The sequence below is a fragment of the Niveispirillum sp. genome, from assembly GCF_052437035.1.
In the GTDB taxonomy this organism is placed as follows: Bacteria; Pseudomonadota; Alphaproteobacteria; order Azospirillales; family Azospirillaceae; genus Niveispirillum.
In genome coordinates this window covers 354669-377541 of sequence record NZ_JBQVOH010000001.1, presented here as the reverse complement: position 1 = coordinate 377541, position 22873 = coordinate 354669, and the positions used below count along the sequence as shown (strand labels likewise).

Annotated in this window: 20 protein-coding genes and 1 other RNA gene; all 21 read left to right on the top strand. The window is 65.0% G+C overall.

The annotated features are described in order from the left end of the window. Window positions 1-7 precede the first annotated feature (7 nt). The gene (locus ACT6Q8_RS01825; RefSeq protein ID WP_054165944.1) at window positions 8-193 is read left to right on the top strand and encodes a hypothetical protein; all 186 of its coding nucleotides are present in this window, start codon (window positions 8-10) and stop codon (window positions 191-193) included. A 187-nt stretch (window positions 194-380) separates the two neighbouring features. Beyond that, the gene (locus ACT6Q8_RS01820; RefSeq protein WP_444732445.1) at window positions 381-1130 is read left to right on the top strand and encodes an N-acetylmuramoyl-L-alanine amidase; all 750 of its coding nucleotides are present in this window, start codon (window positions 381-383) and stop codon (window positions 1128-1130) included. 42 nt (window positions 1131-1172) lie between these two features. Then, window positions 1173-1600: RNase P RNA component class A (gene rnpB / locus ACT6Q8_RS01815), an RNA gene on the top strand. A 638-nt stretch (window positions 1601-2238) separates the two neighbouring features. Then, on the top strand, window positions 2239-2730 hold the full coding sequence (locus tag ACT6Q8_RS01810; protein ID WP_054165942.1) for a division/cell wall cluster transcriptional repressor MraZ: 492 nt from the start codon (window positions 2239-2241) through the stop codon (window positions 2728-2730). Beyond that, window positions 2730-3695, top strand: a complete 966-nt coding sequence (gene rsmH, locus ACT6Q8_RS01805; protein ID WP_054166018.1) for a 16S rRNA (cytosine(1402)-N(4))-methyltransferase RsmH — start codon at window positions 2730-2732, stop codon at window positions 3693-3695. Before ACT6Q8_RS01810 ends, rsmH begins: the two co-directional genes overlap by 1 nt. Beyond that, a complete protein-coding gene (ftsL, locus tag ACT6Q8_RS01800) occupies window positions 3692-4132 on the top strand; it encodes a cell division protein FtsL (protein WP_054165941.1) in 441 nt (146 codons plus the stop codon). The genes rsmH and ftsL overlap by 4 nt, the downstream gene beginning before the upstream one ends. Next, complete coding sequence (locus ACT6Q8_RS01795) at window positions 4129-5943, top strand: peptidoglycan D,D-transpeptidase FtsI family protein (RefSeq protein ID WP_054165940.1); 1815 nt, start codon at window positions 4129-4131, stop codon at window positions 5941-5943. Before ftsL ends, ACT6Q8_RS01795 begins: the two co-directional genes overlap by 4 nt. 20 nt (window positions 5944-5963) lie before the next feature. Continuing rightward, window positions 5964-7412 (top strand): UDP-N-acetylmuramoyl-L-alanyl-D-glutamate--2,6-diaminopimelate ligase, encoded by a 1449-nt coding sequence (locus ACT6Q8_RS01790; RefSeq protein ID WP_444732444.1) that lies wholly within the window; start codon window positions 5964-5966, stop codon window positions 7410-7412. Window positions 7413-7449: 37 nt separating this feature from the next. Next, window positions 7450-8928 carry a UDP-N-acetylmuramoylalanyl-D-glutamyl-2,6-diaminopimelate--D-alanyl-D-alanine ligase gene (locus ACT6Q8_RS01785; RefSeq protein ID WP_444732443.1) on the top strand — a complete coding sequence of 493 codons (1479 nt, stop codon included), beginning with the start codon at window positions 7450-7452 and terminating at the stop codon, window positions 8926-8928. Continuing rightward, a complete protein-coding gene (gene mraY / locus ACT6Q8_RS01780) occupies window positions 8918-10003 on the top strand; it encodes a phospho-N-acetylmuramoyl-pentapeptide-transferase (protein WP_102111794.1) in 1086 nt (361 codons plus the stop codon). Before ACT6Q8_RS01785 ends, mraY begins: the two co-directional genes overlap by 11 nt. 8 nt (window positions 10004-10011) lie before the next feature. Then, complete coding sequence (gene murD, locus ACT6Q8_RS01775; RefSeq protein WP_444739330.1) at window positions 10012-11409, top strand: UDP-N-acetylmuramoyl-L-alanine--D-glutamate ligase; 1398 nt, start codon at window positions 10012-10014, stop codon at window positions 11407-11409. A gap of 2 nt (window positions 11410-11411) precedes the next feature. Beyond that, window positions 11412-12536, top strand: coding sequence for a putative lipid II flippase FtsW (ftsW, locus tag ACT6Q8_RS01770; RefSeq protein WP_444732441.1), 1125 nt, complete (start codon window positions 11412-11414; stop codon window positions 12534-12536). Beyond that, window positions 12533-13639, top strand: a complete 1107-nt coding sequence (gene murG, locus ACT6Q8_RS01765; protein WP_444732440.1) for an undecaprenyldiphospho-muramoylpentapeptide beta-N-acetylglucosaminyltransferase — start codon at window positions 12533-12535, stop codon at window positions 13637-13639. Before ftsW ends, murG begins: the two co-directional genes overlap by 4 nt. A 2-nt stretch (window positions 13640-13641) precedes the next feature. After that, window positions 13642-13845: a hypothetical protein gene (locus ACT6Q8_RS01760; protein WP_054165933.1), complete on the top strand. Its 204-nt coding sequence runs from the start codon at window positions 13642-13644 to the stop codon at window positions 13843-13845. Window positions 13846-13848: 3 nt separating this feature from the next. Then, window positions 13849-15273, top strand: a complete 1425-nt coding sequence (gene murC / locus ACT6Q8_RS01755) for a UDP-N-acetylmuramate--L-alanine ligase (RefSeq protein WP_054165932.1) — start codon at window positions 13849-13851, stop codon at window positions 15271-15273. 1 nt (window position 15274) lies between these two features. Beyond that, a complete protein-coding gene (gene murB / locus ACT6Q8_RS01750) occupies window positions 15275-16222 on the top strand; it encodes a UDP-N-acetylmuramate dehydrogenase (protein ID WP_444732439.1) in 948 nt (315 codons plus the stop codon). Window positions 16223-16461: 239 nt separating this feature from the next. Further along, window positions 16462-17397, top strand: coding sequence for a D-alanine--D-alanine ligase (locus ACT6Q8_RS01745; RefSeq protein WP_444732438.1), 936 nt, complete (start codon window positions 16462-16464; stop codon window positions 17395-17397). Beyond that, window positions 17385-18302, top strand: a complete 918-nt coding sequence (locus tag ACT6Q8_RS01740; RefSeq protein WP_444732437.1) for a cell division protein FtsQ/DivIB — start codon at window positions 17385-17387, stop codon at window positions 18300-18302. Before ACT6Q8_RS01745 ends, ACT6Q8_RS01740 begins: the two co-directional genes overlap by 13 nt. A gap of 12 nt (window positions 18303-18314) precedes the next feature. After that, window positions 18315-19595 carry a cell division protein FtsA gene (gene ftsA, locus ACT6Q8_RS01735; protein WP_054165928.1) on the top strand — a complete coding sequence of 427 codons (1281 nt, stop codon included), beginning with the start codon at window positions 18315-18317 and terminating at the stop codon, window positions 19593-19595. 111 nt (window positions 19596-19706) lie between these two features. Continuing rightward, window positions 19707-21407, top strand: a complete 1701-nt coding sequence (gene ftsZ / locus ACT6Q8_RS01730) for a cell division protein FtsZ (RefSeq protein ID WP_444739329.1) — start codon at window positions 19707-19709, stop codon at window positions 21405-21407. A 408-nt stretch (window positions 21408-21815) separates the two neighbouring features. Continuing rightward, entirely contained in the window at window positions 21816-22709 is an 894-nt protein-coding gene (gene lpxC, locus ACT6Q8_RS01725; protein ID WP_444735071.1) for a UDP-3-O-acyl-N-acetylglucosamine deacetylase, read from the top strand. The last annotated feature ends 164 nt before the right edge of the window (window positions 22710-22873 follow it).

Below are 22873 nucleotides of genomic sequence, written 5' to 3'. Positions count from 1 at the left end.
GGGCATCATGGGCATCATCCTGACCGTCACCGCCAAAGGGCAGGACGAAGGTGAGCGCCAATCACGCCAGCCAGATGGTCGTGCGCTGCCGATGGGCAGGCTTTTCGGGCGACTTCACCGTGAGGGCGAGAGAGCGTTGAGCATCGAGGAATTGAACGAAATCGCGGCAGCCTGTTGGGCCGGCGAACGGTGAGGTTTGACGTGCAAGGGAATTGGCCACTCAACCCATCATCCCGGCGAAAGCCGGGACCCAGGGGCCGCAAACTCAATAGTTTTGCAGAGTCTGGCCAAAATATCGAAAAGCACGGCGCACTTGGCCCCTGGGTCCCGGCTTTCGCCGGGATGACGATAAAGGGATCGTTGGACAGCATGGTCGCCGTATGACCTCTCCCCCCCTCATCCCCTATCCCAGCCCCAACCATGGCCCGCGCCGGACCGACGGGCCGCCGGATATGCTGGTGATCCATTATACCGGCATGCAGGATGGGCCGTCGGCCCTGGCCCGCATGTGCGATCCAGCGGCAGAGGTCAGCGCGCATTACATGATCGAGGAGGATGGCCGCATCTTCCAACTGGTGCCCGACGACCGCCGCGCCTGGCATGCGGGTGCCTCCCGCTGGGCCGGGCAGGATGATATCAACAGTCGCTCCATCGGGATCGAGCTGGTCAATCCCGGCCATGAATGGGGATACCGGCCCTTCCCGGAGGCGCAGATGCGCGCCCTGGCCGATCTTTCCACACATCTTCTGACGCTTTATCCCATCCCGGCCCATCGCGTGCTGGGCCATTCCGATATCGCGCCCTTGCGAAAGCAAGATCCGGGCGAGTTGTTCGACTGGCTGGGCCTGGCCATGGCGGGGGTGGGATTGTGGCCCGACCCGCGCCCCGCCGATGGGACGGCATGGGAAAAGGACGAGATTGCCCGGCTGCTGGAACGTTTTGGCTATCAGGTCGCCCCGGATGGGATTTCATGGGACGAACACCGCGCCCATGGGAAAACATGGGACGACAGCACCGAAGCGGCCCTGTCGGCGTTCCAGCGGCATTGGGTGCCGGCCAGCACAGGCAAAGGCATGGATCGTGAGACGGTCGCGGCGCTGCGCGCCCTGGTCCGAGACTCGGGCATCTGATCGCGGTTGCTTTCCAGACCTCAAGCGCCTACAACCCGCCGGCCAGACGGTCGGATGGTCGCTCTCATGCAATGGGGAAACCCGCATGGGGGAGGAAAGTCCGGGCTCCACGGAAGTACGGTGCCGGGTAACGCCCGGCGGGGGTGACCCCAGGGAAAGTGCCACAGAGAGCAGACCGCCGACGCCAGCAACCCCTTGGGATTGCTGGATTTCGGTAAGGGTGAAAGGGTGCGGTAAGAGCGCACCGCGACCCTGGCGACAGGGTTGGCATGGTAAACCCCACCGGGAGCAAAACCGAATAGGGACGGCACGGGCGGCAACGCCCAGGCGCACTTCCGCGCTGTCGTCCGGGTGGGTTGCGCGAGGTGTCCAGCAATGGGCATCCCAGAGGAATGACCATCCCCCGGATACCATCCACACGTGGGATATGGTCCGGTGGACAGAACCCGGCTTACAGACCGTCTGGCCCTTTACCTTGCATCGCGGCATGATTTATTTACGAATGGTTTACAGGTGTGCGCGCCATCACAGCGGCAACCCGCTGCCACACCTCCCCCTCGGCCCCAAAGCCGCCCAGATTTAGGGCCAAAATCGGCCCCAACCCCACAATATCTAGGCACAAGAACGGGTCGGAAAGCGGGTTTGAAATTTAAATATCACGGTTTTCGAGATATCGCCCAAATTCCCAGGATATTTCGAATTTCTAGTTAACAGAAAAACACCCTGTCCATTCGGGTTATTTTTAAGAAAAGGCAGGCATAGATTGCCTATGCCTTTCAGTCCGCCGCCCAGCGCGAATCAAATCGGAACAAGAAAAACCAAGCATATCTTGGCAGATGGACTTGTTTTTCATCTTTGGGAGCGACTTATCCACAGTTCAAGACTCCCGCTGTGGAAAAACGCCGAATCAGGGCGAGACATTACTATCTCCCCTTTTCTCCCATAAATTCCCATGGTATCCCATAAAGACCCAAAGACAGGGACCATCAGCCCATCCATGCCCAGATGATGCCGCCTTCGAGGCTGTATCGGAAGGGGTGATCGACAGGGCGTTGGAGGGGTCGGCGGGAAATCCGGTGCCGGGGTGGCACCAACAAGGTGGGGCGTGATGGGCTTGTTCCTGTCCACATATGTCAACAAGGTTGATAAGAAGGGTCGGGTCTCCATCCCCGCTCCCTTCCGTGCGACCTTGTCGGCGGGACTGGTGGCAGGCACGCCCACGGAAATGGTGATCTTTCCCTCGCTGAAGGCCCACGCCCTGGATGCGGCTCCGCTCTCCTATCTGGAGAAGCTGTCCGACGCGCTGGACAATCCGTACATGCCGGATGATGAGCGGGAATTGATCGAAACCACCGTATTCGGCCAGTCGGCGCAACTGACGCTGGACCCCGAAGGCCGCGTGATCCTGCCCGACCACCTGATGGGCTTTGCCGGGATCACCGAGAATGTGACCTTCATCGGCCGCCGCAACACCTTCCAGCTTTGGGACCCGGTGGCGTTTGCGGCGCATGAGGCAGCGGTGCGCGAACAGGCCCGCAACAACAACATCTCCCTCTCCACCGTGCTGGCCAAGGCCAAGGGCCTGGCGAAGGGGGAATGATGACCGCACAGCCCGTTCACATCCCCGTCCTGCTCACCGAAGTGCTGCATGACATGGCCGTTGCCGATGGGCAGACGGTCGTGGATGGCACCTTTGGCGCCGGCGGGTACAGCCGCGCCCTGCTGGACAGTGCCGCCATCCGCCTGTTCGCCATCGACCGCGACCCCGCAGCGCATGAGCGCGCCCGGCCCATCATCGAGGCCTATGCCCCGCGCCTGTCCCTGCTAAACGGCTGTTTTGGGGATATGGAGGCGCTGCTGGCCGCCGCCGGTGTTTCCAGGGTGGATGCCATCGTCTTGGATATCGGGGTGTCGTCGCCACAGATCGATACGCCGGAACGCGGGTTCAGCTTCCGTTTCGACGGGCCCTTGGACATGCGCATGGGCGATACCGGCCCGACCGCCGCCGATGTGGTGAACAGTGCCGAGGAAGAAGATCTGGCGAATATCTTCTATCGCTATGGTGAGGAACGGCTGTCGCGCCGTGTGGCGCGCGCCATCGTCCTGCGCCGGGCGGAGAAGAAGTTTGAGCGGACGGGCGATCTGGCCGATGTCATCCGGTCCTGCGTACCGAAATCCAAGGACGGGATCGACCCCGCCACCCGCAGCTTCCAGGGCCTGCGCATTCATGTGAATGACGAGTTGGGTGAGCTGGAGCGGGCACTGGCCGCTGCCGAGCGGCTGCTGTTGCCCGGCGGGCGGCTGTGCGTCGTCACCTTCCATTCGCTGGAAGACCGGCTGGTCAAGGAATTCATGCGCGAACGGTCGGGCAATCTGCCGGGTCCGTCGCGCCATATGCCGGGCCCGGCAGCATCCGGCCCCGCCCCCACGTTCCGCCTGCTCTCCAAATCCGGCACGGGTCCGGGTGCGGAAGAACAGGCCCGCAATCCACGCGCCCGGTCCGCCCGGCTGCGTACCGCCATCCGTACCGAGGCACCGGCCTGGGCACAGGGAGAAGCCGCATGATCGGGAAGTCCACCATCGTCTGGATCGCCGTTTCCTGTGCCGCCAGCGGCATCCTGTACCAGACCAGCTATAAGGCGCAGGAGCAGGAGCGTGAGTTGAACCGCCTGAACCGCGCCATCGTGACGGAGCAGGAGGCAATCCAGGTCCTGAAGGCCGAATGGGCGTATCTGAACGATCCGACGCGCCTGGAAAAGCTGTCGGCCGAACATCTGCTGTTGCAGGCGACCGGTGCCGCGCAGATCGCGCGCCTGTCCGACCTGCCCGAGAAGGACCCGAACCAGCCGCCCCCCTATACCCCCATTCCCGGCCGCAAGCCGGGCAGCCGCGCGCCGGACGTGATCGAGCGCGCGCCGATGCCCAAGCCCGTCCCTCCCGCCCCGTCGCGACGCCAGCCTGAAGGCCCGGTGATCCTGGCGAAGTATGGAGCCACGCGATGACCGACATCAATTACAGCCTGACGGGTTTCGATCTGGCCGGCGGTGACCGGTATGGCCAAGGCGGGCGGACGGAACCGCGCATCCGCGTCAATGGCCGTGCGTCCACCGCGCTGGCCATGGGCAAGTCGCGTCTGGTCGTCATGATGGCGGCCTTCACCGTCGGTTTCGGTGCGGTCGGGGCCAAGCTGGTGGATGCCACGGTCAGCTTCGGCGGGGCCAAGGAACCGTCGGTGGCCCGCGCCGCCACGCGCACCATGACCAACAGCCGCGCCGACATTGTGGACCGCAACGGGGTGCTGCTGGCCACGTCCCTGCACACGGCCTCGCTGTTCGCCGATCCCAAGCTGATCCTGGATGCCCGCGAAGCGGTGCAGCAGCTGTCAACCGTTCTGCCCGAGCTGGACCCGGTGACGCTGCTGGCCGATCTGAAGTCGGACAAGCGCTTTGTCTGGATCAAGCGCAACCTGTCGCCGCGCCAGCAGCAGGAAGTGTTCCGCCTGGGCATCCCCGGCCTGAATTTCCAGCGCGAAGAGCGCCGCGTCTATCCGCAGGGCAATCTGGCCGCCCATGTCGTGGGTTTCAGCGGCGTGGACAATAACGGGCTGATGGGGATCGAGCAGGCGTTTGACACAAGGCTGAAGGAAAGCGACGAGCCGCTGCGCCTGTCGGTCGATGTCCGGTTGCAGCATGTGCTGCGCAAGGAACTGGTCAACGCCGTGGACGAATTCAACGCCATCGGGGCCGCCGGCATGGTGATGGATGTGCGTACCGGTGAGATCCTGGGCATGGTTTCCGTGCCCGATTTCGACCCGCACGCCCCGCCGCCGCCCACGCAGGAGCAGGATACCGATCCGCGGTTCAACCGGAACACGCTGGGCGTGTACGAAATGGGCTCCACCTTCAAGATCTTCAACACCGCCATGGCGTTGGAGTCCGGCAAGGTGCGTTTGCAGGACAGTTTCGACACCACCCGCCCCATCAAGATTGGCCGCTTCCTGATCAAGGATTACCACCCGGTCAATCACTGGATGGATGTGGCCGATATCTTCAAGGAAAGCTCCAATATCGGTTCCATCAAGATGGCCGAACAGGTGGGGCCGAACGCGCAGAAGGAATTCATGGGCCGCCTGGGCCTGCTGCGTCAGGCCAGCCTGGAAGTGCCGGAACGTGGCTGGCCCATGATCCCGAACCCGTGGCGTGAAGTGAACATGATGACCATTTCCTTTGGTCACGGCATGTCGGTCAGCCCCGCGCATCTGGTGCAGGCCGTGGGCGGTGTCGTCAATGGCGGCATCATGCACCCGGCCACCCTGCTGAAACGCGAGAACCCGAACGAGGTGCCCGGCACCCGCATCGTCAGCGAGCAGACCTCCATCACCATGCGCAAGCTGATGCGGCTGGTGGTGACGGAAGGTACGGCCAGCAAGGCCGATGTGCCGGGTTATGTCGTGGGCGGCAAGACCGGTACGTCGGACAAGGTGAAGGGTCGAGGCTATGTCACCAACGCCCGAATCTCCAGCTTTGCCGGCGTCTTCCCCGCCAATGACCCGCGCTACGTCGTCTATGTCCTGGTGGATGAACCCAAGGGCAACAAGCGGACCTTTGGCTTTGCCACCGGCGGCTGGGTCGGCGCGCCGACGGCAGGTGCCATCATCGCCCAGATCGGGCCGCTGCTGGGTGTGAAGCCGCAGGACAATAACTCGCCCGAGATCATCCAGGCCATGGCCGTGCATCCGGGGGCGGTGGCCCCGCCGGGCGCGCAGGTGGCGGCGGTACCGGCATCGTTGCAGGCCGGGGGTGAAGAGGATTGATGAAAAGGCTGTCGGAGATCATGGCATCACGGACCGAACTGGCGGTATCAGCGCTGGCACTGGAACGCGACCCACCCATCACCAACCTGACGGCGGATAGCCGCAAGGTCGTGCCCGGAACGCTGTTCGCAGCGTTGCCGGGCACGCTGCGTGATGGGCGTGATTTCATTCCCCAGGCCATCGCATCCGGCGCCGTCGCCATCCTGGCGCCCAAGGGCACCACCCTGCCCGCAGGGGCAGACCATGTGACCCTGATCGAGGATGCCAATCCCCGTCGGCGTCTGGCCCTGCTTGCCGCCAGCTTCAGCGGCGAACAGCCGGAGAAGATCGCCGCCGTCACGGGCACCAATGGCAAGACCAGCACGGCGCAGTTCACGCGCCAGATCTGGGCCGGCCTGGGCCATAAGGCCGGTGCCATGGGCACGCTGGGCCTGGTCGCGCCTGGCTTTCCGCAGACAGACAGCCTGACCACGCCCGACCCGGTGGCCCTGCACGCCACGCTAGCCGATGTCGCCCGCGCCGGTGTCACGCATCTGGCGCTGGAAGCGTCCAGCCACGGGCTGGATCAGTTCCGCCTGGACGGGGTGCTGGTGACAGCATCCGGTTTCACCAATCTGACGCGCGACCACCTGGATTATCACGGCACCATGGAGGCCTATCTGAAGGCCAAGCTGATGCTGTTCGACCGTGTGATGCCCAAGGGGGCAACCGCTGTCGTCAATGCCGACATCCCGGAATTCGAACAGATCGCGGCTACCGCCCATGCCCGCAAGCAGAATGTCATCGGCTTTGGTGAGGCAGGCAAAGAACTGCGCGTCATTGAGGTGAAGCCCCTGCCCCATGGTCAGCGGCTGGAGCTGGAGCTGTTCGGGCGTCGCCGGACGGTGGAGATGCCGCTGGTCGGGCGGTTCCAGGTGTGGAACGCGCTGTGCGCCCTGGGGCTGGCCATCGGCACCGGTGAGGATGCGGAAAAGGCCGCCAACCAGCTTTCCATGCTGACGGGCGTGCGCGGCCGGCTTGAGATGGTTGCAACCCTCAAGAACGGCGCGGCGGTCTATGTGGATTACGCCCATACGCCGGACGGGTTGGAGACGGTGCTGCACGCGGCCCGGCCCCATACGAATGGCAAGCTGTCGGTCGTGTTCGGCTGTGGCGGTGACCGCGACAAGGGCAAGCGGCCCATGATGGGCGCCATCGCGGCCCGTCTGGCCGACCGCTGCATCGTTACCGACGATAACCCGCGCAGCGAGGTACCGGCGACGATCCGCGCGGCCATCATGGCGGCCTGCCCCGGCGCCCTGGAAGTGGATGACCGGGCCAAGGCCATCGCGGTTGCCATCGGCGAGCTGGGGCCCGGCGATGTGCTGATCATCGCCGGCAAGGGGCATGAACAGGGGCAGATCGTGGGGACCGAGGTCCGTCCCTTCGATGATGCCAGCGTGGCCCGTCAGGTGGTGGCGGGCCTGTGAGTTTGGGTTTAGTGCGTTTTTGAAGGGTGGGTGTGGGATGTCAGACATCCTGTGGACGGGCAAGGAAGTGGCGGCGGCCTGCAATGGCAAGGCGCTGGGCGATGCTGCCTGGACCGTCATGGGCGTGTCCATCGACAGCCGCACCATTGCCAAGGGCGACCTGTTCATCCCGCTGAAAGGCCCGAATTTCGACGGCCATGCCTTTGTCGCCCAGGCCCTGAACCAGGGGGCCGCCGGCGCCATCGTGGCCGACATCCCCGCCGGCATGGAAAGTGATGCTCGCCTGATCAAGGTGGATGACACGATGCTGGCCCTGCAGGACCTGGGCCGCATGGGCCGGGTGCGGGCGGGCGGCAAGATCATCGCCGTCACCGGGTCGGTCGGCAAGACGGGCACCAAGGAGGCGCTGAAGGTCGCCCTGGACAGCCAGGGCAAGACCTTCGCCACCGTCGGCAGCTTGAACAATCACTGGGGCGTGCCCCTGTCCCTGTCGCGCTGTCCCGCCGAGAGCCGGTTCGGCGTGTTCGAACTGGGCATGAACCATGCCGGGGAGATCGGCCCCCTGTCGCGCATGGTGCGGCCTGACATCGCCATCATCACGACGGTGGAAGCCGTCCATATCGAGTTCTTCGCCAGTGTCGAGCATATCGCCGACGCCAAGGCCGAGATTTTCGAGGGCATGGACGCATCCGGCACGGCCATCCTGCCGCGCGACAATGCCCATTATGCCCGCCTTCTGGCCGCTGCCCGCACGCAGGGACTGACGCGGATCCAGTCGTTCGGCGCGCATGAGGGTGCGGATGGGCGGCTGTTGAAGTATGAGCCGCATGCCGACCATGGCGTGGTCACGGCCCACATTGATGGCATTGACGTCACCTACACCATCCCCCTGCCGGGCAAGCACCATGCGGTCAATTCGCTGGCGGTCCTGCTGGCCGTGAAGGCGGCGGGCGGCAATGTGGCAGAGGCGGCGGAAGCGCTGGCCGGGCTGGCCCCCATCAAGGGACGCGGGCAGCGCCGGGCGATCGAGCTGGAAAGCGGCTCCTTCACCCTGATCGATGAAAGCTACAACGCCTCGCCCGTGTCCGTGGCCGCCGCCGCCGGTGTGCTGGGTCAGGCGGAAGTCGGCGCGGGCGGGCGGCGCATCGCCGTTCTGGGTGACATGCGCGAACTGGGCGATCACGCGCCCGTCCTGCATGCCGGTCTGGCCGATCCGTTCGTGAAGGCCGGCACCGATCTGGTTTTCTGCTGCGGTCCCAATATGCGCCATCTGTTTGACGCATTGCCCGCCGACAAGCGCGGCGCGCACACGCCCGACAGCGCCACCCTGGCCCCCATCGTCACCGCCGCCGTGAAGGCAGGCGACGCCGTGATGGTGAAGGGGTCCGCCGGCAGCCGCATGGCGCTGGTGGTGGACGCGCTGAAGGCGCTGGACCGCGCACAACAGGACAATAACCCGCAAGGGACGACCGCCGGCAACAAGGCGGGGAAACCGAGAGATAACGATGCTGTATAACCTGCTCTATCCCCTGGCGGACGAATTCCAGATTTTCAACCTGTTCCGGTACATCACGTTCCGGACAGGCGGGGCCGTGATGACGGCGCTGATCATCAGCTTCGTCATCGGGCCGCGCGTCATTCGCTGGCTGAAATCCAAGCAGGGCGAAGGTCAGCCGATCCGTACCGACGGGCCGGAAACGCATCTGAAGAAGAAGGGCACGCCCACTATGGGCGGCCTGATGATCATGATCGCCGTCATCGTCTCCACCCTGCTGTGGGTGGACCTGACCAACACCTATACCTGGATCGTGCTGCTGGTAACGGTCGGTTTCGGTCTGGTCGGGTTTGGCGATGACTACCTGAAGCTGACCAAGCGCAATACCAAGGGCCTGTCGTCCAAGGTGAAGCTGGTGGCCACCCTGGTGGTCGCCGCCGTCGCCACGGGCTGGTACCTGATGGTCACGCCGTGGGAGATGGGCACCGGTTTGGCCCTGCCCTTCTTCAAGGACCTGCTGATCCATCTGGGATGGTTCTATGTGCCGTTCGCCATCATCGTCATCATCGGGTCTTCCCATGCCGTGAACCTGACGGACGGGCTGGATGGGCTGGCGACCGTGCCGATCATGATCGCGGCCTCCTGCTTTGGCCTGATCGCGTATCTGTCGGGCAATGCCATCTTCTCCAACTATCTGGGCATCCATCATGTGCCGGGCACGGGCGAGCTGGCCGTGTTCTGCGGCGCGCTGGTCGGGGCCGGCCTGGGCTTCCTGTGGTTCAACGCGCCGCCGGCAATGGTGTTCATGGGCGATACGGGGTCGCTGTCGGTGGGCGGGGCGCTGGGCGCCATCTCCGTCATCACCAAGCATGAACTGGTGCTGGCCATTGTCGGCGGGCTGTTCGTGCTGGAGGCGCTGTCGGTAATGATCCAGGTCGCGTCGTTCAAGCTGACGGGCAAGCGGGTGTTCCGCATGGCGCCCATCCATCATCACTTTGAAAAGAAGGGCTGGTCGGAACCGACCGTCGTTATCCGGTTCTGGATCATCGCCGTCATCCTGGCGCTGGTCGGCCTGTCCACCTTGAAGCTGCGTTGAGGGCTGGAATGATTGATCTTGGCCATCTGAAAGGTCGCAGGATCGCAGTGATGGGTCTGGCCCGGTCAGGCCTGACGGCGGCGCGCGCCCTGAAGGCGGCCGGGGCCACGCTTCTGGCCTGGGACGATGGCGCTGGCGGGCAGAAGGCGGCGGCAGAGGCCGGGATCGACCTGACCAACCTGCACGAAACCGACTTTGCCGGCATCGACGCCCTGGTCCTGTCGCCTGGCATCCCGCACACCTACCCCACACCCAACCCCATCGCGGCCAAGGCCAAGGCCGCCGGCGTGGCGATCATCAGCGATATTGAGCTGCTGCGTCAGGCATGCCCCAAGGCCACCTATGTCGGCATCACCGGCACCAACGGCAAATCCACCACCACCTCGCTGGTCGCCCATATCATTGCCGGCACGGGCAGGCCGACACAGGTGGGCGGCAATCTGGGCATTCCGGCCCTGTCGTTTGACGCCTTGGGCGCGGACGGCGTCTATGTCCTGGAAATGTCCAGCTATCAGTTGGAAATCACGCCCTCGCTGGGCTTTGACGCGGCCGTCCTGCTGAACATCACGCCCGACCATCTGGACCGGCATGGCGGCATGGATGGCTATATCGCGGCCAAAAAGCTGATCTTCCAGAAGGGGATGGCGACGGGCGCGCAGGTGGCCGTGATCGGCATTGACGATCCGCATTGCGCCCGGATGGCCCTGGAACTGGACGCCGAATTCCCCGGCAAGGTGATCCGCATCAGCGCCGAAGGCCCCGTCAGCGGCGGGATCGGGGTGGAAAACGGGGTTCTGGTGGATGATCGGGGTGGTCACCATCATCCCGTCACCGACCTGCGCAGCCTGCCCGCCCTTCCCGGGACGCATAATTGGCAGAATGCCGCCGCCGCCTATGCCCTGGCCCGCGCGGTTGGCATCAACCATGCCGACATCCTGGACGGGTTGCGCACCTTCCCCGGTCTGGCCCACCGCCAGAGCCTGGTGGGCAGCATCGACGGTGTCCGCTTCATCAATGACAGCAAGGCCACCAATGCCGACGCGGCGGCCAAGGCGCTGGCCTGTTACCAGCCCATCTACTGGATCCTGGGCGGCAAGGCCAAGGATACGGGGCTGGACGGGCTGGACGGTTTCATGCCGGCGGTGGCGCATGCCTTCCTGATCGGTGATGCGACGGAGGCGTTTGCTGAATGGCTGTCGGCGCGCGGCGTGGCGCATACGCGCTGCGGCACCATGGATGTCGCCGTTGGTGCCGCGTTTGCCAAGGCCAAGGAAGAGGGTCGGGAGGCGCCGGTGGTCCTGCTGTCACCGGCCTGCGCTAGCTTTGACCAGTATCCGAATTTTGAAGTGCGCGGCGATGATTTTGCAGGCCACGTCCGGGCCTTGTCCAATGGGGGGATCGTCTGATCATGGTTTCATTCTCCCGCACCGATCATTCGATCCTGGGCCGCTGGTGGTGGACCGTTGACCGCTGGACCATGGCGGCGGTGATCCTGATCGCCACCATCGGCGTCGTGCTGGTCCAGGCGGCCAGCCCTGCCGTGGCGACGCGGATCGGCACCGACAGCTTCCACTTCATCGAAAAGCATCTGCTGGTCCTGATCCCGTCGCTGGGCCTGATGTTCGGCGTATCGCTGCTGTCGCCGCGCGGCGTGCGGCGGCTGGCGGTCATACTGTTCCTGGCCGCCACGTTCGGCGTGTTCCTGACCCTGTTCATCGGGATGGAGATCAAGGGCGCCACGCGCTGGTTGCAGCTTCCGGGCATCTCTGTTCAGCCGTCAGAATTCCTGAAGCCCGCCTTTGCGGTTGTTGCCGCGTGGCTGTTCGCCCTGCATCGCACGCAGGAGAATGTGCCCGGTATCCCCGTGGTGGTGGGGCTGTATGGCCTGATCGTGGTCCTGCTGATGAGCCAGCCCGACCTGGGGCAGACCTTTGTCATCACCTGCATCTTCTTCGGCCAGTTCTTCCTGGCGGGCCTGCCCATCGTCTTCGTGGCGTCCTGCGTGGTGATGGGCATTGGCGGTCTGGTCAGCGCCTATTTCCTGTTCCCGCACGTGCAGAGCCGTATCGACCGGTTCCTGGACCCCGCCGCCGGCGACAATTATCAGGTTGCCCGCTCCCTTGAAGCGTTCGAGAAGGGCGGCATCTGGGGCACCGGACCCGGCCAGGGTACGGTCAAGATGTCCATCCCCGACAGCCATGCCGACTTCATCTTCTCCGTCGCGGGCGAAGAGATGGGGATGATCACCTGTATGATCATCATCTGCCTGTTCGGCTTTGTGGTCCTGCGCAGCTTTGCCCGCGCGTCGAATGACCAGAGCCTGTTCGTGATGTTGGCGGCCAGCGGCCTGACCATGCAGTTCGGCCTGCAGGCCCTGATCAATATGGGTTCGGCCCTGCATCTGATGCCGACCAAGGGCATGACCCTGCCCTTCATTTCCTATGGCGGCTCCTCGCTGATCGCCTTGGGCATCGGCATGGGCATGGTGCTGGCCCTGACCCGCAAGCGGTTTGGACCGGGAGAGGCGCTATGACCGCATCTCGCCCCATCATCCTGGCCGCCGGGGGAACCGGCGGCCACATGTTCCCGGCAGAGGCGCTTGCCCGCACGCTGATCGCGCGCGGGCATTCGGTCATTCTGGTGACCGACAAGCGCGGCAAGGCCTTTGGCGACAGCCTGCCCGACGTGCGCGTCGAACGTATCCGCGCCGCGACCGCTGCCCCCGGCATTTGGGCCAAGCTGCGCATGGTGGTGGAACTGGTGGTGGGCACGGCACAGGCACGTTCCCTGCTGCGGCAGTTGCAGCCGGCCCTGGTGGTCGGGTTCGGCGGCTACCCGTCTCTGCCGACCGTGTTTGCGGCGCAAAGCGCGAGCATCCCCACCCTGCTGCATGAACAGAATGCCGTCCTGGGGCGCGCCAACCGGTTGCTGGCCGCCAAGGCGCGGATGATCTGCACCAGCTTCCCCAGCGTTGCTGGACTGCCGGCGGTGGATGGCAAGCGTATCATCCGCACGGGCAACCCCGTCCGCCCCGACATCCTGGCGCTCCGCGACGCGCCCTATCCCGCGCCTTATGCCGGTGGTTCACTGAACCTGCTGGTCACCGGTGGCAGCCAGGGTGCGGCGATCTTTGGCGAAGTGCTGCCGCGGGCCGTGGAAATGCTGCCCGAGGATGTGCGGTACCGCCTGAAGATCGTGCAGCAGGCACGGGCGGAAAATATTGAGGCAGCCCGCAGCGCCTATGCCCAGATGGGTGTGGAAGCGGAACTCGCCACCTTCTTCAAGGATATGCCGGCCAAGCTGGCGGGATGCCACATGATGATCGCCCGTTCCGGTGCCGGAACGGTTGCCGAATTGTCTGTGGTTGGCCGCCCCTCCCTGCTGGTTCCGTACCAGTACGCCATGGATGATCACCAGACCGCCAATGCACAGTCGCTGGTCGGCGCCGGTGGCGCCTGGCTGCTGTCGCAGCAGGATTTCACACCTGTTTCGGTATCAGAACAGTTGGCTTCTTTCCTGGCTGATCCGGGCCGTTTGGTCAGTGCGGCAAAGGCCGCCGCCGGCTGGGCCATCCCGGACGCCGCCGACCGGCTGGCCGATGCCGTTGAACGCGTGGTGAAGGGGGATGCCGCATGAGCATGATTGATACCACCGCCGAACCCACGCTGGCCGAACTGGAGCGCGCCTTTCCTTTGCTGCTGAACGGGTTGACGCGCCGGCGCTTCACCCTGCCGCAACCGCAGAGCCCTTTGAAAGGCGGGTTTGTTTCACATATGGAACAAAAAATCGCCCCGCGCCTGCACCATGATTATTCCACCATCACCCGTCGCCTTGGAGTTTGACCCATGCGGGCTTTGCCGCTGAATATCGGAACCCTGCATTTCGTCGGCATCGGCGGTATCGGCATGTCCGGCATCGCCGAGGTGCTGCACAATCTGGGCTATGCCGTGCAGGGCAGCGACATGGCCGATAATTACAATGTCCAGCGGCTGCGCAAGCTGGGCATCAAGGTGGAGATCGGGCACCGGGGCGAAAACCTGGGCGATGCCGCCGTCCTGGTCATTTCCTCCGCTGTGAAGAAGGACAATCCGGAGGTCGTGGCGGCACGGGCGGGCATGATCCCCGTGGTGCGCCGGGCCGAGATGCTGGCCGAGTTGATGCGCCTGAAATGGTCCATCGCGGTGGCCGGCACCCATGGCAAGACCACCACCACCAGCATGGTCGCGGCCTTGCTGGAAGGCGGGGCCATGGACCCGACCATCATCAATGGTGGCATCATCAATTCGCTGGGCACCAATGCCAAGCTGGGCAGCGGCGAGTGGATGGTGGTGGAGGCAGATGAAAGCGATGGCACCTTCACCAAGCTTCCATCCACCATCGGCATCGTTACCAATATGGACCCCGAACATCTGGACCATTACGGGACGTTCGAGGAGGAGCGGAAGGCCTTCGACCGGTTTGTCGAAAACATCCCCTTCTATGGCTTTGCCGCGCTCTGCATCGACCATCCCGAGGTTCAGGCCATGCTGGGCCGGGTGGACCGCCGCGTTGTGACCTATGGTTTCAGCCCGCAGGCCGATGTGCGCGCCGTCAATATCGTGACCAACACGTCCGGCTGCTATTACGACGTGGAACTGACCGACCGGGCCGCGTCGGAGGCACGCACCATCACAGGCGTGCATCTGCCCATGTACGGCCTGCACAATGTCCAGAATTCCCTGGCGGCCATCGCGGTGGCCATCAGCCTGGGCATCAGCGACGACAGCATCCGCGCCTCCTATGCCAAGTTCATGGGCGTGAAGCGCCGCTTCACCAAGACCGGGGAGAGCAACGGCGTCGTCGTCATCGACGATTACGGCCACCATCCCGTGGAGATCGCCGCCGTATTGAAGGCGGCGCGCATGGCCGGCACGGGCCGGACCATTGCCGTTGTACAGCCCCACCGCTACACCCGCCTGCAAAGCCTGTTCGCGGAATTCTGCACCTGCTTCAACGATGCCGACGCGGTTGTCGTGGCCGATGTCTATGCGGCGGGTGAGCAGCCCATTGAGGGTGCGGCCAAGGATGATCTGGTGGAAGGCCTGCGCGTGCGCGGCCACCGCAATGTCACGGCCCTATCCAGCCCGGCGGCCCTGCCCAGCCTGATCGCCGAGATAGCGAAGCCCGGCGACATGGTGGTCTGCCTGGGCGCCGGTACCATCACGCAATGGGCCAATGCCCTGCCGGGCGAGTTGGACAAGCTGGCCACCCTGAATAAGGGAGGCGACTGACATGGTGCAGGTGCTGGATGGACAGGCGCTGACCAACCGGTTGAAAGAGGCCGCCCCCGATATCCGGGGACGGCTGACCCCGGATGCGCCGATGGGCCCCAGCACCTGGTTTCGTGTGGGCGGCAAGGCAGAGGCCCTGTTCCGCCCGGCGGACGCGGATGATCTTTCCTACTTCCTGGCCCATTGCCCCGCCGATGTGCCCGTCACCGTCATTGGTGTGGCCAGCAATCTGCTGGTCCGGGATGGGGGCGTTCCCGGTGTGGTGATCCGGCTGGGCGGTCCGTTCGCGGAGGTTTCGGTGGACGGGGACCGGATCACCGCCGGTGCCGGCGCGCTCGACCTCAATGTCGCCCTGACGGCACAGGCCGCCGGTCTGGCGGGGCTGGAGTTTCTGTCGGGCATTCCCGGCACCATTGGCGGAGCGGTCCGCATGAATGGCGGCGCCTATGGTGCCGAAACGGTGGATGTCATCCTGTCCGCCGACGGGGTGGACCGGCAGGGTGTGAAGCACAGCTACACGCGTGAGGACCTGCACCTGACCTACCGCCATTGCGGGGTGCCGGACGATGTGATTTTCACCAGCGCCATCTTCCAGGGGCGGCCCGACGATCCCGCCGCCATCCAGGCGCGCATCGACGCCATTCAGCAGGCCCGCGCCGACAGCCAGCCCGTGCGCGCCCGCACCGGCGGATCGACCTTTGCCAACCCGGAAGGGCACAAGGCCTGGCAGTTGATCGATGCCGCCGGATGCCGGGGTCTGACCATCGGCGGCGCGCAGATCAGCGAGAAGCATTGCAACTTCCTGCTGAATTTGGGCGACGCAACCGCCCATGATATCGAATCGCTGGGTGAAGAGGTCCGGGCGCGTGTGAAGGCGAAGAGCGGCGTGGATTTGCGCTGGGAAATACGCCGGATCGGACTACCCCGTTCGAACGGGGGTGAGTCATGAATGCCACCCTGGCCGACAAATGTGAGTCTCCGCTGCAACAGGTCGCAGCACCCCGAGTCGCTTTTTTAAAAGCGCTTCATTTTGGCGCTTGCAGCCCCGTAATCCGTCGCTTACACCGAATCTTGTGGGAAGGCTGGGGCTGCCTCACACAACATCTTGCGATAGCGCAGAATTTGCCGGAAGGGCCGGCAGGAATGGCGACGCGTCACCACGCGTCAGCCAAAGGGGGAACTGTTGTGATGGGCACCGAGAACCGTTCGAAGCATGTCGCCGTCCTGTTGGGCGGATGGTCTGCGGAGCGGGAAGTGTCCCTGGTCAGCGGGTCCCGCATCGCCGAGGCGCTGGAGAGCAAGGGCTACAAGGTCACGGCCATTGATGTGCAGCGTGATCTGGCCGGCCTGATCGCAGCATTGACCCCGCATCCCGACGTGATTTTCAACGCCCTGCATGGCAAGGGCGGCGAGGATGGGTTGATCCAGGGCGTTCTGGAATATCTGGGTGTGCCCTATACCCATTCCGACGTGATGGCATCCGCCGTCGCCATGGACAAGGCCCTGACCAAGCGCATCCTGGCGACCGTGGGCATGCCCGTGGCCGATGGCGTCATCGCCACCAAGGAACAGGTCCTGGCCGGCCATGTCCTGCCCCCGCCCTATGTCGTGAAGCCCGTGGATGAGGGTTCCAGCGTCGGCGTGCGCATCGTGCGCGAGAGCGACAATTTCACGGTCCTGGAAGAAGACAGCTGGGTCTATGGCCGCCGCGTGCTGGTGGAGAAGTTCATTCCGGGCCGCGAACTGACGGTCGGCGTCATGGGCGACCGCGCCCTGGCCGTCACGGAAATCGTCCCCCGCACCGCCTTTTATGATTATGAGGCGAAATACGCCGATGGCGGTTCGGTCCATGTCTGCCCGGCTGAGATCCCGGCGGACGTGGCCGAGGAGGCCAAGCGTCTGGCGCTGCTGGCGCATCAGGTGCTGGGCTGCTCCGGCGTGTCGCGCACCGATTTCCGCTGGGATGATGCCAAGCCGGGAATTACCGGCCTGTGCTTCCTTGAAACCAATACCCAGCCCGGCTTCACGCCGACCTCCCTGCTGCCTGAACAGGCGGCATCGCTGGGCATCAGCTACGCCGATCTGTGCGCCTGGATAGTGGAGCATGCCCGATGCCACGCGTGACGCCCACCGCCCCGCCCACCACCGATAATCCCCGCGCGCGCTTTGCCGAAACGCAGAAGCGCGCGACGCTGCGTGCCGCCCAGGAGGCGAACCGCCGCCGTGCCCTGCCCCGCTGGGCCGAACCGGCGATGAAGATCGCGCGGCGGTCGGCGCCGCTGGTGGCACTGCTGGCTGTGGGCGGCTGGGTCTGGGGCTCGGGCTATGGCGAACTGCTGGTGCATGCCGCCACCGACAAGGTCCTGACCGCCAGTGTCGAGGCCGGCCTGTCGGTGCAGGATGTGACGGTGGTCGGGCGCGAGAAGGCGGCGCAGGCCGACCTTCTGAACGCGCTGGCGGTGCAGCGCGGCACGCCCATCCTGGCCTTTGACCCGCACCATGCGCGCACGTCGCTGGAACAGATCCCCTGGGTTCGTCAGGCACGGGTGGAACGCCGCCTGCCCGACACCATCGCCATCACCATCACCGAACGTGAGCCGATGGCCCTGTGGCAGCATGACCGGCAGATGCGCCTGATCGACGCCGACGGCATCGTGCTGACGGCCAATGACCTTTCGAAATGGCCGAACCTGCCGCTGCTGGTGGGCCCGGACGCGCCCAAGCGCGGGCCGGCCCTGCTGCATATGCTGGCTAAGCAGCCCGCCATCGCACAGATGGTTGAGGCAGCGGTGCTGGTCGGTGGTCGCCGCTGGGACCTGCGCCTGAAGAACGGCATCGATATCCGCCTGCCCGAACATGATGTGCCGGAAGCCCTGCATCAACTGGCCATGATTCAGCAGACAAATGACGTGCTGAACAAGGATGTGGTCGCCATCGACCTGCGCATCCCGGACCGGTTGTCGGTCCAGACCTCCGCCGCTGCGGCCGATTTGCGCCGCAAGCCCCCCGAAAAAAAGCAGAAGACCTGAGGGCACGCGATCATGGCATTTCCCGGCGCCCTCAATACCCGTACCAAGGCCCGCAAGGTTCCGCGCGGCGGCACCATCGCCGCGCTGGATGTCGGCTCGTCCAAGGTTGTCTGCTTCATCGCCAAGGTCGATGATCCGGGCAGCATCCGCGTGGTCGGCATCGGCCACCAGATCAGCCGGGGCGTGCGCTCGGGCGGGATCGTCGACATGGAAGCCGCCGAAACCGCCATCGGCACCACGGTCCATGCCGCCGAGACCATGGCAGGCGAACAGATCCGCGAGGTTCTGGTCAGTCTGTCGGGCGGGCAGCCGGAAAGCCAGACCCTGATCGCCGAAACGGCGGTGACGGGGGCGGAGATCGGTGACAGCGACGTGCGCCGCGCCCTGACGGAGGCGCGCAAGCTGGACGTGTCGCCCGATGCCGAACTGATCCATTCCATCCCCGTCGGCTATGCCATTGACGGGGTGAAGGGCATCCGCGACCCACGTGGGATGGTGGGCGAACGGCTGGGCGTGCGCACCCATGTGGTGACCGCCGCCGGCGGCCCGGTGCGCAACCTGTCCACCTGTGTCGGGCGTTGCCATCTGGGTGTCGAAAGCTTCGTCATGAGCCCCTATGCCGCCGGCCTGTCGTGCCTGGTGGAAGATGAGATGGAACTGGGCGTCACCGTCATCGACATGGGCGGCGGCACCACCAGCATGGCCGTGTTCAATGACGGCAAGATGGTCTGGTGCGACAGCATCCCGCTGGGCGGCGGCCATGTCACCAACGACATCGCCCGTGGCCTGACCACGCCGGTGGCCCAGGCCGAGCGGTTGAAGACCCTGTACGGTTCCGCCGTGTCCGCCGTGTCGGACGAGCGGGAGATGATCGACGTGCCCCAGGTGGGCGAGGAGGAGCGCGGCCAGACCAACCATGTGCCGAAATCGCTCCTGGTCGGCATCATCCAGCCGCGCATGGAAGAGATTTTCGAACTGGTGCATGGCCGCCTGGACCAGTCGGGCTTTGCCAAGGCCGCCGGTCGCCGCGTCGTCCTGACGGGTGGCGCCAGCCAGTTGTCGGGCGTGCGCGAACTGGCCGCCAATGTGCTGGACAAGCAGGTGCGCCTGGGCCGTCCGCTGCGCATCGGCGGGCTGGCCACCAATGTTTCCGGCCCGGCCTTCGCGTCGGCTGCCGGTCTGCTGGCCTATGCCATGCAGCAAAACCACGAGATGCCGGCGCTGGCCCCCATGCCGGAAAAGTCCACCGGGCTTTGGGGCCGCGTCAATGGCTGGCTGCGGGAGAATCTATGACCCGAAGACCATGCCACAGGCCCCGCGCCCGCCGACGAGCAGCCAAAGCCTGAACCACCCGTTCCCGCCGCCTTTCCCGATTTCCCTCCCCCGCCAGAGGAGCCCACAGCGATGAGCATCAAACTCGGTATCCCCAGCGTCGAAGTGCAGACCAAGCCCCGTATCACCGTGTTCGGTGTCGGCGGTGCCGGCGGCAACGCCGTCAACAACATGATCCGTTCCGCGCTGGAAGGGGTCGAGTTCGTGGTGGCCAATACCGACGCGCAGGCGCTGCAGGGCAACCTGGCCTCCAAGCGGGTTCAGTTGGGCTCCACCATCACCCGCGGCTTAGGCGCAGGGTCGCGCCCCGATGTGGGCCGTGCGGCGGCGGAAGAACAGCTGGAAGAAATTCTGGGCCATCTGTCGGGCACCAACATGTGCTTCATCACCGCCGGCATGGGCGGTGGTACCGGTACGGGTGCGGCCCCCGTCATCGCCCGTGCGGCGCGTGAACAGGGCATCCTGACCGTCGGCGTGGTGACCAAGCCGTTCAATTTCGAAGGCGCGCACCGCATGCGCACCGCCGAAAGCGGCATTTCGGAACTGGCGCAGTATGTCGACACGCTGCTGATCATCCCCAACCAGAACCTGTTCCGCATCGCCAACGAGAAGACGACGTTCGCCGACGCCTTCAAGATGGCCGACGATGTTCTGCATGCCGGCGTGCGCGGCGTGACCGACCTGATGGTCATGCCAGGATTGATCAACCTGGACTTCGCCGACATCCGCACCGTCATGAGCGAGATGGGCAAGGCCATGATGGGCACCGGCGAGGCCGAGGGCGACCGTCGCGCCATCGACGCCGCCGAAGCCGCCATCAACAACCCGCTGCTGGACGATATCAGCATGAAGGGTGCACGCGGCGTGCTTATCAACATCACGGGCGGTCATGACATGACCCTGTTCGAGGTGGATGAAGCCGCCAACCGCATCCGTGACGAGGTCGACCCCGAAGCCAACATCATCTTCGGTTCCACCTTCGACGAACATATGTCGGGCAAGATGCGCGTGTCGGTCGTCGCCACGGGCATCGACAATGCCGTGCAGCAGCGTCCGCCGATCGGTCAGCCGCAGTTGCAGGTCGTGTCGGGCCGCCGTGTCGCCCCCGCAGCGGCCCCGGCTGCTGCGCCGGCCGCCGCCGTCGCCGGCATCCCGCCGGTCCCGGCCAACCCGATCCCGGCCCGCCCGGCCCTGCAGCCCGCCGCCATCCCCGGAGTCGCGGCTGCCGCCCCCGCCTTTGCCCCGATGCAGCCGGCCCCGATGCCGGGTGCCGCTGTGGCCATGACGGAGGAAGCCGCCCCGGCCATGACTGATGAAGGCACGGCGGAAGCCCAGGCCGCTGTTGCCATGGCCGCCGCCACGGCACCGCAGCCGCATCATGAGCTGCGCCCGTCCGACATGCGTCCCGCCGCCCCGGCCCGCCGCGACGATGCCTTCATCCCGCCGCGTGCAGCAGAAGGCGCCCCACGCAGCAGCCAGCCGGCAGCACCGGAGCGGTTCACGCCGCCGGCCCCGCAGCCGGAAAAGCGTGGCCTGTTCGCCAAGCTGTTCGGCGGCGGCGCCCCGCAGCCGGCACCGGCCGCCCCGCGCATGCCGGCCCCGGCCCCCCAGGCCCCGGCACCGCAGTTCAACGCCCAGGCCCGTCAGGCCGCCCCCGCCCCGGCCCCGCAGCCGGTGGCACAGGCTGCCCCGCAGGCCCCCCGCCCCAAGACCGCGCAGAGCGACGAGGAGATGCTGGACATCCCCGCCTTCCTGCGTCGTCAGGCGAACTGAAGCGTATTCCTCAGTCGCCGGCGCTGTTTTCGGTTTGCCAAAAACAGCTCCGAGCATCTGAACTTCGTTCAAAATCAAACGCTTATCGCAGTGCACAAGGGGCCGGTCCGGCGGGGACCGGCCCCTTTCTTTTTGTTTGTTGCCACAATTAAGACAAAATTATGAAAGTGTTTCAGACACTTACCAACACTCTCCGTAACAATCGGTAACAAAGAGTGATTTGAAGCTGGACGCGCACTCTGTCATTTTCACGATGCGGCGATCAGCGATACCGCATTGCAACGCAGGTGGGATGGCGTTGCACTCCAAATTGGCCCCCGGCCAAGGTCGGGACTGCCATTCGGAGCCGGTGGCTGGATTTCCGCATCAGGGGGCGTTACTGTCGATTTATCGGAAAGGGACAAGCCCATGTCCTGGCAACAGACGCTCAATACGACCATTCACTGCGCTGGCGTCGGCCTGCATTCGGGCCGCCGCGTCCGCATGACCTTGCGCCCGGCCCCGGTCGATCATGGCATCTGCTTCATCCGCACCGATGTGCCCGCCGACCGCGCCGTGATCGCGGCCCGCTGGGATCTTGTCGCGGATACCCGTCTGTGCACCCTGCTGAAGAATGAGCAGGGCACGACCATCGGCACGATCGAGCATCTGATGGCCGCGCTGCGCGGCCTGGGGATTGATAATGCCGTGGTGGAGGTGGACGCACCGGAACTGCCCATCATGGATGGCAGTTCGGCCCCGTTCGTCTTCCTGATCGAATGTGCTGGCATTCAGCAGCAGGACCAGCCGCGCCGCATGATCCGCGTGCTGAAGGAGGTGCGTGTTCAGGACGGTGACAAGATCGTCAGCCTGTCCCCCGCCCCGGTCAGCAGCTTCCGCGCCGAGATCATTTATGACAATACGGCCCTGATCCGCCGTCAGGAAGGCTTCCTGCGCCTGACTGACGGTGCCTTCAAGGCGGAGGTTGCCGATTGCCGCACCTTTGGCTTCGCCCATGAGGTGGAGGCGATGCGCAAGGCTGGCCTGGGCCTGGGCGGCTCGCTGGACAATGCCATCGTCATTGATGGCGACCGCGTGATGAATCCGGGCGGCCTGCGTCATGCGGATGAGTTCATCCGTCACAAGATCCTGGACGCTGTCGGCGACCTGTATCTGGCGGGCGGTCCCATCCTGGGCCATTACCAGGGCCTGCGCCCCGGCCATGCCATGAACAATGCCATCCTGCGCGCTCTGTTCGCCGACGCCGCGGCGTGGCGCCGCGAGGATGCGGAAACCTGGGACAGCCGGGCCGCCGTGGCCTGATCGGGCTGTATCGCTGAAAGCCGAAGGGCGCCGGATTGTCCGGCGTCCTTTTTTTCATTTTACTGTCACTGGTATTCACGGGATCATCGGGCAGTATCCACATCGTTCCGAGGGCGAGCGATGATGCGACGGCCAGTTCCCAGCCTGCCTCCTGCCACCCTGCG

Excerpts from the sequence above, each read along its gene's own strand:
- ACT6Q8_RS01825 (WP_054165944.1), top strand. The coding sequence starts at position 8 with ATGGGCATCATCCTGACCGTCACCGCCAAAGGGCAGGACGAAGGTGAG.
- ACT6Q8_RS01820 (WP_444732445.1), top strand. The coding sequence starts at position 381 with ATGACCTCTCCCCCCCTCATCCCCTATCCCAGCCCCAACCATGGCCCG.
- ACT6Q8_RS01810 (WP_054165942.1), top strand. The coding sequence starts at position 2,239 with ATGGGCTTGTTCCTGTCCACATATGTCAACAAGGTTGATAAGAAGGGT.
- rsmH (WP_054166018.1), top strand. The coding sequence starts at position 2,730 with ATGACCGCACAGCCCGTTCACATCCCCGTCCTGCTCACCGAAGTGCTG.
- ftsL (WP_054165941.1), top strand. The coding sequence starts at position 3,692 with ATGATCGGGAAGTCCACCATCGTCTGGATCGCCGTTTCCTGTGCCGCC.
- ACT6Q8_RS01795 (WP_054165940.1), top strand. The coding sequence starts at position 4,129 with ATGACCGACATCAATTACAGCCTGACGGGTTTCGATCTGGCCGGCGGT.
- ACT6Q8_RS01790 (WP_444732444.1), top strand. The coding sequence starts at position 5,964 with ATGGCATCACGGACCGAACTGGCGGTATCAGCGCTGGCACTGGAACGC.
- ACT6Q8_RS01785 (WP_444732443.1), top strand. The coding sequence starts at position 7,450 with ATGTCAGACATCCTGTGGACGGGCAAGGAAGTGGCGGCGGCCTGCAAT.
- mraY (WP_102111794.1), top strand. The coding sequence starts at position 8,918 with ATGCTGTATAACCTGCTCTATCCCCTGGCGGACGAATTCCAGATTTTC.
- murD (WP_444739330.1), top strand. The coding sequence starts at position 10,012 with ATGATTGATCTTGGCCATCTGAAAGGTCGCAGGATCGCAGTGATGGGT.
- ftsW (WP_444732441.1), top strand. The coding sequence starts at position 11,412 with ATGGTTTCATTCTCCCGCACCGATCATTCGATCCTGGGCCGCTGGTGG.
- murG (WP_444732440.1), top strand. The coding sequence starts at position 12,533 with ATGACCGCATCTCGCCCCATCATCCTGGCCGCCGGGGGAACCGGCGGC.
- ACT6Q8_RS01760 (WP_054165933.1), top strand. The coding sequence starts at position 13,642 with ATGATTGATACCACCGCCGAACCCACGCTGGCCGAACTGGAGCGCGCC.
- murC (WP_054165932.1), top strand. The coding sequence starts at position 13,849 with ATGCGGGCTTTGCCGCTGAATATCGGAACCCTGCATTTCGTCGGCATC.
- murB (WP_444732439.1), top strand. The coding sequence starts at position 15,275 with ATGGTGCAGGTGCTGGATGGACAGGCGCTGACCAACCGGTTGAAAGAG.
- ACT6Q8_RS01745 (WP_444732438.1), top strand. The coding sequence starts at position 16,462 with ATGGGCACCGAGAACCGTTCGAAGCATGTCGCCGTCCTGTTGGGCGGA.
- ACT6Q8_RS01740 (WP_444732437.1), top strand. The coding sequence starts at position 17,385 with ATGCCACGCGTGACGCCCACCGCCCCGCCCACCACCGATAATCCCCGC.
- ftsA (WP_054165928.1), top strand. The coding sequence starts at position 18,315 with ATGGCATTTCCCGGCGCCCTCAATACCCGTACCAAGGCCCGCAAGGTT.
- ftsZ (WP_444739329.1), top strand. The coding sequence starts at position 19,707 with ATGAGCATCAAACTCGGTATCCCCAGCGTCGAAGTGCAGACCAAGCCC.
- lpxC (WP_444735071.1), top strand. The coding sequence starts at position 21,816 with ATGTCCTGGCAACAGACGCTCAATACGACCATTCACTGCGCTGGCGTC.